The following is a 10,782-nucleotide window of genomic DNA, read 5'->3' on the forward strand; positions in this document are numbered from 1 at the left end:
CGCTCACGCTGAGTTCAGTCGTACAGACGCACCCTGAAACAGGCGCCGCCCAGTTCGGAGTCTTCCAGGCTCATTTCGCCGTCGTAGCTCTCGATGATGTCTTCGACCACCGCCAGGCCGATGCCCTGCCCCGGATTCTGCGCGTCCAGCCGCTCGCCCCGCTGCAGCACACGCTCACGCTGATTCTGCGGCACACCGGGCCCGTCATCCTCGATGGTGATCAGGCATCCGCCGACCAGTGGCTGCAGCCTGATCCGCACCCGATGCAGGCAAAGCCGATAAGCGTTCTCCAGCAGGTTGCCAAGCAGCTCCATCAAGGCACCACGCTCCATGGTGACCCAGCTGTGCTCGGGCACCTCCAGCGTGGTCTCCACCTGTTTGTCGAGATAGACCTTGTCCAGCGAACGGCACAGCCCCTCCAGCAGGGGCCAGACCTGCTCGCGATGGCGCACCAGGCCACTGCGTCTCAGGCTGGCACGCTGCAACTGGTAGCCGACCTGCTGGCTCATACGTTCGATCTGCGCCTGCATCAGCTGCGCCTGCTCGCGAGTGCCCTCCTGGGCAGAGAGGGTTTCACCGATGCCCTGTAGTACGCTCAACGGCGTCTTCAGGCTATGGGCGAGGTCTTCGAGCGAGTCGCGATAGCGCTCACGCTGGCGCCGTTCACTGTCGAGCAGACGGTTGAGGGAATTGGTCAGGCGCAGCAATTCACGCGGGTGCTCGTCACTCAGGCGCTGGCGGGTACCGGCTTCTACACCATCGAGTTCGTCACTCAAGCCCCGCAGGCTACGAAAGCCCCAGGTCAGACCGAACCACAACAGGCCTAGCAGCACCAACAGGGCGATCCCCAGCCACAGACGCAACTGCCAGGCAAAGCCATCGAACAGGCTCTGATACTCGCGGGTCGGCTGCATGGTGACGATGCTCAGGGCCGTTTCATCGCCACGCAGCAAGTCCACCTCGATGTCGTACACGAAATACTCGTGGCCACTGTTGTCCTGAATGCGTATGAACTCGTGGCCTCGACCATCATAGTGCGGCAGGTAACGCACCAGTTCATCGATGGAAGAGCGGGAACGCCAGAGCATGGTGCCTTCCCGGTCGAAGATGAAACCCAACAGGTGTGAATCGAGGTTGTCGAATTCCTCGTCCGGCATCTTGTCGGGCATATGCAGGCGGCCTTCGTGGATACGCGCAGCCGATATCAGGGCCGCGGCGTCGGAGGCCAGGCGCTTCTCCACGGTCTGCTCCAGGGCCATCAGGAAAACGCCCTGCAACACCGGCATCAGCGACAGCATGAACAACATCGCCAGGGCCGCACTGGCCAGCATCAAGCGCAGGCGCAACGAGCCAAAGCGAATGCGCAATCTGCGCAGGAAGGCTCGCGCCCGTCTCACTTGCAGCGCTCGTTGAACATGTAGCCCTGTCCCCGTACGGTCTCGATCGGCTTACCGCTCAATACCGCCTCCAACTTGCGCCGCAAACGACCGACCAGCACCTCGATGACGTTGGGGTCGCGCTCGTCGTCACCCGGATAAAGCTGTTCCATCAGACGCTCTTTGGCCACCACCTGCTGGTGATGCAGCATGAGGTACTCAAGGATGCGGTACTCGTAGGCCGTCAGCTGCAGGGACTGCCCGTCGACACTTGCCTGCTTGCGGTTGAGATCGAGCACCAGCACGCCAGCCTCGATGGTCGATTTGGTGAAACCTGAAGACCTGCGCAGCAAGGCGTTCAGGCGTGCCTCCAACTCCTCGAACTGAAACGGTTTGACCACGTAGTCATCCGCGCCACAGGAAAGTCCTTCAACTTTGTCCTGCCAGTTACCACGCGCGGTCAGAATCAGGATCGGAAAGCTCTTGTCCTGGCTGCGCAACTGACGAATCAACTCGATTCCGCTCATGCCCGGCAGACCAAGATCGACCAGCGCGAGGTCATGGTTGAACGACTCGGTGCGCTGCAACGCCTCTTCTGCAGTGCGCACGGCATCCACCACATGCCCGTTTTCACTGAGGCGAGTGAACAGATGGTGACGCAGCAACGCCTCATCCTCCACCACCAGCAATTTCATGATTTTCTCCCTTCCCTCGGCAATACGAAGGCCGGGCAGATGCCCGGCCAGACAAACGAAAGCGCTATCAAAAGGCGTGATTGAGACTGCGTACAAACGCAGCGCTGATCATAAGCTCTGCGGCATTGGTTCTGCAGATCGGTTCAGCCAGACTTGGCAATTCGACCGATACCGTCGTCGCCCGGAACACATGGATAACACCAGCCCAGACGGAATTGGCGATTCGGTTTCGGTCGCGGCCTACTCGACAACGACTTTGGCGAAAGGCTACTCACGCACGGTGAATCTTGCTTGAACCTGCACTGAATAGTCAGCAAACAGCCTATATACGCCGCACCAGGGCGCCTGCCAGCACGAACAGCGAAGCCAGCACGGCGAGCAAGGCCAACCATCCGGCATGTTCCCAGACATAGCCGCCGACATAGCCGACCAGGCTGGAACCCAGGTAATAGGCACAGAGGTAAAGCGCCGACGCCTGGGCCTTGGCACCCTTAGCGTGAATACCGACCTGCCCGCTGGCGACCGCGTGCGCGGCGAAAAAACCAAGGGTAAACAGCGCAAGCCCGGCGACCACCGCCCCCAGCCAGGGCGCGACGCACAACCCAACGCCCAGTAGCATCAGGCCGATGCCACCCGACAGCACCTGCCGAGCCCCGAAGCGCGGCACCAGGCGTCCCGCCCAACCGGCACTGAAGATACCCAGCAGATAGACGGTGAACAGCATGCCGATCACCGTTGCCGACAGGTTGAACGGCTCAGCGGCCAGGCGAAAGCCCACATAGTTGAACAAGGCAACGAATCCGCCCATCAACAGAAACGCCAGCGCGAACAGCACGCGCAAGCGCGGGTTGCCCAGATGCAGGGCGAAGTTACGCAACAGCCCGCGCATGGACAGCGGCTGAGCAGAGAAATGCCGGGACGGCGGCAGCAGCCAGAGAAACAGTCCCAACGCCAGCAACCCCAGACCAGCGATACCACCCAGCGCCCACGGCCAGCCCCCCAGATCACTCAGCAGGCCAGCCAACAGACGACCAAGCAAACCGCCAAGCGCCGTACCACCGATATACAGCCCCATGGCGGCCGGCAGAGCCTCAGGGTCGAACTCTTCACCGACATAGGCCATGGCCAAGGCCGGCAACCCACTCAGTGCCAGCCCCAGCAGCGCCCGGAGAATCAGCAGGCTGCCCCACTCCTCCACCAGCGCACAGGCGATCCCCAACAGCGCCGCCAAACCGAGGGCGCAGGCCATGACCGGCTTGCGCCCCCAGCTCTCGGCCAACGCACCAGATACCAGCAGGCACAGGGCGAGACTCAGGGTGGTCAATGACAAGGCCAGACTGCTACTGGCCGCAGAAACACGAAAGTGCGCGGCCAGCAGTGGCAGCAGCGGCTGCACACAGTAGAGCATGGCGAAGGTGGCGAAGCCGGCGCAGAACAGCGCCAGAGTGGCACGCCGGTAACCGGCGCTGCCACGAACGAGGTGGGTAGCGGACATCAGGCAAACTCATGAATCACGGCGCAGATTCGGCCGGAGCAAAAGCTTAGCATGCTACCTATCGCTGCGACTGCTTGTCGCAGCGCTTTTTGTTGTCTGCCATCCATGGCGACAACCCTTCGAGTCTCCGCGGGGCGACGTCAAACGCCTCTGCGGAAGTTTTTATCGACTCGCTACGGGTTGCGTAGCCGCTGCAGATGGGCCTGCAGGCCGGCAGAAGTCTGCTCGCCCACAAGGCGCTCACGCAACTTGCCGTCGGCATCGACAATGTAAGTCACGGGCAACACATCGTTGTGCGGTAGCTCGAAGCGCGCAGCCGGGTCCTGCGCCAGCACGGTGAAACGGATATCGAAAGCGTCTGCGGCGCGCTTGAGTTCATCGCCCTGCAGACCATCGAAATTCACGCCTATTACCCGCGCCGACTGTGTTTTAAGTGCCTCGTCCAGCGCATTGAGTTGAGGAATTTCCGTGCGGCAGGGTGCACACCACTCAGCCCAATAATTGATAACCAGCCACTGGCCTTCCAGGCTGTCAGCCGTTACCTTTCGTCCATGTTGATCGGGGCCGAAATCCTCGGCGCAACCAGCCAGCAGCAGACCGGCGCAAATACCCAAAACAGCCTTGCCGACAATCCGGAGCCGTAAGCCCATGTACTCGATCCTCGTCCACTCGGGGTTGATATGACGCTGGATGCCCTGCGCCTGGAAGTACCGGACATCCGCGAAGACAGCCAGGTATCGCCTGCGGAGATCGCCGAGCGACTCGCGGCGGCACGTCAGCTCGAGACGGAACACGGCCTGCAGCAAGTGCTTGGCCTGCTGTTCACGCTCAATCGCAGCGGCCTGACCTTACTGGAAAGGCAGCGTGCGCTGCAAAGCTTCAGTGACGAATACCGCCACTACGCCAGCCTGGCGAACCGCCAGCCGCCCCCCAGCGCTCTGTTCGTGCGTCTGTGCAGCGAACTGGCGACGGGCTTCAAACGCTTGCTACTGCAGATCCTGCAGGGCCGTCAGCCATCGCTACCCCATCTGGCCTGGTGCCTGTACATGGCCCAGCACTTTCTTGCCCAGCAGTTGCTGCGTCACTATCAGCTGTACCAGGAGCCGCCCGCCGCTCTCTGGCGCGACAGTCACCTGCTGTACTGGATAGGCGAACACCAGCAGTGCCTGGACGAACCGGTCGCGGCGGCCTTCGAACCCAAGCCGGCCAGCACCCTGCGTGGTCTGTATCAGCAAATGCTGCTGTTGGCGCTGAGCAACCCCTTCCACTTGGATGAAGGCGAGTGCCTGACGCTGTTCACTGCCCTCGCCCCACTCGCCGGGCTGGCCCGGCTGCAACCCTGGGACGAAGAGGACGAAATCGAAGGCCCGATCGTCAATCTCAGCGAGTCCCAGGCCTGCCTGGCCTTCGAACAACAGGTCGAAGGTGAGCCGGACAGCCTGCGCCGCTTCGAACTGGGCGCCTTGCTGATCGCCCTGCATGAACCCGCGCCACTGCAAAGCACGCTTGAACGTCAGTTGCTTGAACGCGTACGCCAACACTGGCTGGGGCGCCAGCAACGCCGCCATGAACGCGCCGAATTCGCGGGTCAATGCAGCCTGGTGATTGGACTCTCCGCCATTCACGCGCAACTGCTCGACAAACTGCCGCAACGCACCGACGCCCAGATACTGGATGCCAGCCCCGGCGGCGCGAGATTGCTTTGCAATGCCAACGAGGGCGCGCAACTGCAGGTCGGGCAGTTGGTGTTGTTATTGACCAACGGCACACCAACGCTGGCATTGGTGCGCTGGCGTCATCTCAATAACGAGGGGCTGCACCTGGGCCTGCGCTACCTCAAGGGGCTACCTCGCCCTGTGTGGCTAAGACGCGCGCCCAATGCACAAACGCACCCAGGCGTACTGCAGAGCACTCCGGCTCCTGGCAATGGCTGGCATCACGGACTCTGGCTACCCAATGGCCAGTTCGCCACCGGCGAACATCTCTGGCTGCAACTTGCCAGCGTACACAATCAGGCGATCCTGCCTTTGCCCGAGAGCAACCTGGGAACGTCTTCGGTCACCCGCCATCCTTTGCGTCTGGCCTGATAGCAAAACTGCGATCCCAGTCACGCTGCCTGTCTGCCGAGCGCACAGTTTCGTCGCCCGAGGGCTGCTTATAATTCCTGGAACTGAAGTCTCAACCAGCCTGGAATAGCACCATGTCCCAAGCGCAAGACAAGCTGATCGGCCCTGTACCCTCACGCATCGTCGACGTCGCTCGCCTGGTGGTCACTGCCTACGAAGGGCGCGTGGCCGAATACAATGTCGCGACCTGGCTGCAACTGCCAGGCTTGGCCAACCTGCCGGTATCGCTGCTGATCAGCTACCGTGACGGTGACAAGCGACGTGAAGTGAATGTCGATCATGGCAAGGTCAACGCTCAGGGCAAGATCTTGCTATCCGGTATCGCCCGCATGCCCGTGCGCCAGAAAATCGAGGATATGCAGGTGCGCCTGCGCTCTGCCGTGCCAGCGCAAGGGCTGGTGGTCGAGGAGTTCTTCGTGCAGGCGGTCGAGCTCGCCAACAGCGAAAGTCGTCAGGCACTGGCCTGACGCCAAGCTCGCAAGATCAGAACCCCGCGCAGCGCGCGGGGTTTTCGTTTCAGCCAGAGGAAACCTCTGGTTTCGACGGAGGCTGTTCGACAGCAGACTCCGTAGCCTGCGGCAGATTCTCTGGCGCTACCTGTTCGAGCAGGGACTCGGGCCACCGCGCGAAGTGCAGCCCTGTTATGCGATTGAGCCGCGCCAGCGCTTCCTGCGGGTCGCGTCGATGAAGATGAATTACGTTGTTTCGGCCAGTCATTACTGCATGCGTCCTTAGCGATCCCTGCCCTGCTGGCAGTTCGATAGCAATCAACGTTGCCATTGCTAGAACCATGCCAGCCCCTGTAACACGCCGTTCCTCGGCATCACGTCTGCCGCAGTGATAAGAGCACGGAGTAGCGACGCCGCAAACTGACGTTTTTTGTCACCGCCATCCCTGGCGGTGACCCTCCGGGCCGTTGCTGCGCAACGTCCAGTATTTCTCCCGGAAATACTGTGTCACCTGCCATCCCTCGCGGTGACCCTCTGGGCCGTCGCTGCGCAACGTCCAGTATTTCTCCCGGAAATACTGTGTCACGCGCCATCCCTGGCGGCGATCCTCCGGGCCGTCGTTGTGCGATGCACGCATTCATTCCTTGCCAGGCAACCAGGTCGCCAGGCTGACACCAAACTGCTGTTCGCGCTCGCTCTGCAAGTGCTCAAGAGCCTTGCGCAAAGCCGGGTACCAGGGCTCATCGAGCTGTGCGGGCAACTGCGAGAAGCTCGGCAAGGGCCACGGGCTGAGTTCCAGTAATTGATGCAGGGTGAAATGGTGCAAGTCCCGACATAGCACCCAGCCGCCGCTGCCAGCCTTGCATGCCAGGCGCTCACGCTCGAGAAAACTCAGCACCTCCGTCCACTGGTCCTCCGGCAAACGCCAGCCAGCACGTTGCAGGTCGCCATGATGCAGCGCTTCGCCTTTCTGCTGGCGTTTCCATAACAGGCGCAGGATCACCAGCAGAATCAGTGCCTTCGGGATCGGTTCACGACGCCAATGACGGGGCTGCGACAGGCCGTACACCAACTCGGCGCCCAGCAGTACGATCAGCCAGGACAGGTAGATCCACACCAGAAACAGCGGCACGGTGGCAAAGGCGCCGTAGATCAGCTGGTAACCGGGAAACAAGCGGACATAGAGACCGAACATCGCCTTGGCCACCTCGAACAGGATGGCAGCGAACAATCCGCCGAGCAGGGCGTGGCGCAGGGGAACACGGGTATTGGGTACCGCCGCGTACAAAAGAGTGAAAGCGGCAATGCTGGAAAACAGCGGCGCAAACCCTAGGAGGGTCTTGGCACCCAGCAATGCGTCAGGCCCGGAAATCAGAGAGAGCGAGGCGATGTACGTACTGACCGCGAAACCTGCGCCGAGCAGCAGCGGGCCGAGACTGAGAATTGCCCAGTAGAGCAGGAAACTCGACATGCCGCGGCGCGGCTGGCGGACGCGCCAGATCACGTTGAAGGTCTTCTCGATGGTCACCAGCATGAGAAAGGCCGTCACCGCCAGCAGCCCCACACCGAACCAGGTCAACTGCCGCGCCTGAGAGGTGAACTCGCGCAGATACTCCTGCACTGTCTCACCCGTCGAGGGCACGAAGTTGCGAAAAATGAACCCCTGGATTTCTTCCCCAACGCCCTGAAATGCAGGCACCGCCGAGAGCATGGCAAAGGTCACCGTCATCATCGGCACCACGGCGAATAGCGTGGTGTAGGTCAACGCCGCCGCGTTACCCGCTCCACGATTCGCCATGAAACGCTGGTAAAGACTCAGCCAGAACCCTAGCCAGTCCTTGAAACGAACCTGCATGACCTCTCCTTGTGGTCGATTGAGATTTCAGCGCAAAACTTGATGCCGGGAGGCGTAAACGTCTTCCAAGCTGCCCCCACATTTGAAAAGACAATGCACCGCGAGAAAAAGTCGCACCAGCGTCACCACGTGCTTTTCGTGCATCGACGCGCTAGGCGGTTAGAATAGCCGCCACTTCAAGCCGGATGCGAACCACCATGACCGACCTGACGCTCTATCACAACCCGCGTTGCTCCAAGTCACGCGGAGCTCTGGAACTGCTCGAGGCACGCGGCCTGCAACCCAGCATCGTGCGCTATCTGGAAACGCCGCCCAGTGCCGAACAACTCAAGACCCTGCTCGGCAAACTGGGCATCAGCGCCCGCGAGTTGCTGCGCAGTGGCGAAGATGAGTACAAGGCCCTGGGCCTGGCCGATGTCAGCCTCAATGAGGCCCAACTGATCGAAGCAATGGTCAAGCATCCCAAACTGATCGAGCGCCCGATTCTGATCGCCGGCGACAAGGCCGTGATCGGCCGGCCACCGGAGAGAGTGCTGGAGCTGCTGGCATGAGTACGCCTTATATTCTGGTGCTCTACTACAGCCGTCATGGCGCCACGGCGGAAATGGCCAGGCAGATCGCCCGCGGGGTGGAAATGAAGGGCCTGGAAGCGCGCCTGCGCACCGTACCGGCAGTCTCCAGCGAATGCGAGGCCGTTGCCCCCAGCGTGCCGGAAGACGGCGCGATGTACGTAACCCTGGATGACCTCAAGAACTGCTCCGGCCTGGCCCTGGGCAGCCCGACTCGTTTCGGCAATATGGCCGCGCCGTTGAAGTACTTTCTCGATGGCACCAGCAATCTGTGGCTGACCGGCGAGCTGGTCGGCAAACCGGCTGGCGTGTTCACCTCCACCGCGAGCCTGCACGGCGGCCAGGAAACGACGCTGCTGTCTATGATGCTGCCGCTATTGCACCACGGCATGCTGCTCTGCGGCCTACCCTACAGCGAGTCGGCGCTGCTCGACACACGCGGCGGCGGTACCCCCTACGGCCCCAGCCACCATGCCGGCGGCGATGGCAAACGCGCACTGGATGAACATGAGATCGCCCTGTGCCGTGCACTTGGCCAACGCCTGGCACAAACCGCCAGCAAACTGGAGCACTGATCGTGGCCCGTGAGAAGAAACCCTTGCCCAGCCTCGAGTGGCTGCAACCGCGGATGAAACTCAGCCGCGCGCTCAGCCTGTTCAGCTTCGTCGCCCTGCTGCTCCTGCTGCTGGTATGGAATCTGGTCTTTGCCGACCTGCACGGCGCGCGCATTGGCGTGGTCCTGGCCATCCAACTGCTGCCGCTGGCGCTGCTCGCTCCAGGCATTCTGATGGGCAATGCACGGGCTCACGCCTGGATATGCTTTGTGGTCAACATCTACTTCATCCAGGGCGTACTGGCCGCCATCGACCCGGCACGCGCCCTGTTCGGCGCTCTTGAGGCGGTCATCAGCTTCGGCCTGTTCTGCTGCGCCCTTCTCTACACCCGCTGGCGCTTTCAGTACGACCGCAAGCTGGCCGGGGAATAAGGCGCAGCCCAGATGCAATCCGGGGATGATTCCCGGATTTCATCTGGGCTCCTACCAGCCCAGCGTTTCCTTGAGAAAGGGAATGGTCAACTTGCGCTGCGCCTGCAGCGAAGCCTGATCGAGGCGCTCAAGCAGTTCGAACAGCGCGCTCATGCTGCGCTCACCGCGGGTCAGGATGAAGCGCCCGACCTCGTCGCTTAGCTGCAAGCCGCGGCGCGAGGCGCGCAGTTGCAGGGCGCGCAGCTTGTCCTCATCGGACAGCTCGTGCAGTTGGAAGACCAGCGCCAGGGTCAGTCGCGACTTCAGGTCAGGCAGCTGAATCGGCAACTCGCGCGGCGACATGGTGCCGGCCAGCAGCAGGCGCCGGCCGCTGTCACGCAGGCGATTGAACAGGTGGAACAAGCCCTCTTCCCAATCACTGCGCCCGGCCACGGCATCGAGGTCATCGAGGCAGACCAGCTCGCACAGCTCCAGGTTATCGAGCAGCTCAGGGCCGTGTTGCACCACTTCGCCGAGCGGCAGATAGACCACCGCCTCGCCTCGTTGCTCGAAGCGCAGACAGGCGGCCTGCAGCAAGTGACTGCGCCCTACACCTTCAGCGCCCCATAGATAGATCAGGCTCTCGGTCCAGCCGGCATCGGCCTCGCACAGGCGCTCGACATAGCCAAGCGCCGCGGCATTGGCACCGGGGTAGTAGTTGGCGAAGGTGGCGTCGTCACGCAGACGCACCCCCAAGGGAAGCTGGATTGGTTTCATGCAGGGCTCGGCGGTTCCTCGGAACCGCTGTTGGACTCTCCGTAAAGGCCGGAAAGTTTATATCCTTCGTCGCGGGGTGTCACTGCGGGTCTATTCCAGCTAATTCAATGGATTAGCTGACTATTCGGGGTCAGTCTGGCACTTTCAGTGTCATTTTTTTCGACGCTTTTTCGACACGCACTGCGTGCGCCTGGACGGATGTGTGCTGAGCAGAGCGAAGCACGGGCCGGCCTGGCGCACGCGGTGCGTTTACATATCGCTGAAGGTAGTTGGCTGCTGAATGCTTGTGACGTCCCTGTAGCACGTCAATGAAAGGGATGTGGATACGGTCAATAAAAGTCAGTAAGGGGTTCTTGCGAAATGACCTTGCATAAGATTTATGCTGTTGTTATATAACATTTTCATAACTCTTATGGTGTCATTATGAAGGTCACTTCGGATCAAAAGCGCGCGGTTCTTCAGGCCTATGTTGAGCA

11 protein-coding genes are annotated in these 10,782 nt (G+C 61.3%); 5 read left to right on the top strand and 6 right to left on the bottom strand.

Features of this window, described 5'->3' with window-relative positions; all coding sequences use genetic code 11:
- Positions 1–14: 14 nt before the first annotated feature.
- From ACJRW5_RS05700 to ACJRW5_RS05715, 4 genes are all read right to left on the bottom strand, one after another.
- Complete coding sequence (locus ACJRW5_RS05700; RefSeq protein WP_484569557.1) at positions 15–1,397, bottom strand: ATP-binding protein; 1,383 nt, start codon at positions 1,395–1,397, stop codon at positions 15–17.
- A complete protein-coding gene (locus ACJRW5_RS05705; RefSeq protein ID WP_484569558.1) occupies positions 1,394–2,071 on the bottom strand; it encodes a response regulator in 678 nt (225 codons plus the stop codon). The genes ACJRW5_RS05700 and ACJRW5_RS05705 overlap by 4 nt, the downstream gene beginning before the upstream one ends.
- A gap of 322 nt (positions 2,072–2,393) precedes the next feature.
- On the bottom strand, positions 2,394–3,566 hold the full coding sequence (locus tag ACJRW5_RS05710) for an MFS transporter (RefSeq protein WP_484569559.1): 1,173 nt from the start codon (positions 3,564–3,566) through the stop codon (positions 2,394–2,396).
- A gap of 173 nt (positions 3,567–3,739) precedes the next feature.
- Positions 3,740–4,216, bottom strand: a complete 477-nt coding sequence (locus ACJRW5_RS05715; RefSeq protein WP_484569560.1) for a TlpA disulfide reductase family protein — start codon at positions 4,214–4,216, stop codon at positions 3,740–3,742.
- Between the two features lie 30 nt (positions 4,217–4,246).
- On the opposite strand from ACJRW5_RS05715, the gene ACJRW5_RS05720 reads away from it, so the two are divergent.
- Positions 4,247–5,653, top strand: coding sequence for a PilZ domain-containing protein (locus ACJRW5_RS05720; RefSeq protein ID WP_484569561.1), 1,407 nt, complete (start codon positions 4,247–4,249; stop codon positions 5,651–5,653).
- 113 nt (positions 5,654–5,766) lie between these two features.
- Positions 5,767–6,159 carry a hypothetical protein gene (locus ACJRW5_RS05725; RefSeq protein ID WP_484569562.1) on the top strand — a complete coding sequence of 131 codons (393 nt, stop codon included), beginning with the start codon at positions 5,767–5,769 and terminating at the stop codon, positions 6,157–6,159.
- Between the two features lie 619 nt (positions 6,160–6,778).
- On the opposite strand, the gene ACJRW5_RS05730 is transcribed toward ACJRW5_RS05725, so the two are convergent.
- Positions 6,779–7,996, bottom strand: coding sequence for a YihY family inner membrane protein (locus tag ACJRW5_RS05730; protein ID WP_484569563.1), 1,218 nt, complete (start codon positions 7,994–7,996; stop codon positions 6,779–6,781).
- 197 nt (positions 7,997–8,193) lie between these two features.
- Between ACJRW5_RS05730 and arsC the strand changes: the two genes are divergently transcribed.
- The 3 genes from arsC to ACJRW5_RS05745 are packed head-to-tail and all read left to right on the top strand — an operon-like array spanning position 8,194 to position 9,550.
- Positions 8,194–8,547, top strand: coding sequence for an arsenate reductase (glutaredoxin) (arsC, locus tag ACJRW5_RS05735; protein ID WP_484569564.1), 354 nt, complete (start codon positions 8,194–8,196; stop codon positions 8,545–8,547).
- Positions 8,544–9,140 carry an NAD(P)H:quinone oxidoreductase gene (gene wrbA / locus ACJRW5_RS05740; protein WP_484569565.1) on the top strand — a complete coding sequence of 199 codons (597 nt, stop codon included), beginning with the start codon at positions 8,544–8,546 and terminating at the stop codon, positions 9,138–9,140. Before arsC ends, wrbA begins: the two co-directional genes overlap by 4 nt.
- A 2-nt stretch (positions 9,141–9,142) precedes the next feature.
- Positions 9,143–9,550 carry a DUF2069 domain-containing protein gene (locus ACJRW5_RS05745; protein WP_484569566.1) on the top strand — a complete coding sequence of 136 codons (408 nt, stop codon included), beginning with the start codon at positions 9,143–9,145 and terminating at the stop codon, positions 9,548–9,550.
- Positions 9,551–9,601: 51 nt separating this feature from the next.
- Here ACJRW5_RS05745 and hda read toward each other — a convergent pair whose 3' ends face one another.
- Complete coding sequence (hda, locus tag ACJRW5_RS05750) at positions 9,602–10,306, bottom strand: DnaA regulatory inactivator Hda (RefSeq protein WP_484569567.1); 705 nt, start codon at positions 10,304–10,306, stop codon at positions 9,602–9,604.
- Positions 10,307–10,782: the final 476 nt, after the last annotated feature.

The organism is Pseudomonas pichavaramensis (genome assembly GCF_050473265.1).
In the GTDB taxonomy this organism is placed as follows: domain Bacteria; phylum Pseudomonadota; class Gammaproteobacteria; order Pseudomonadales; family Pseudomonadaceae; genus Aquipseudomonas.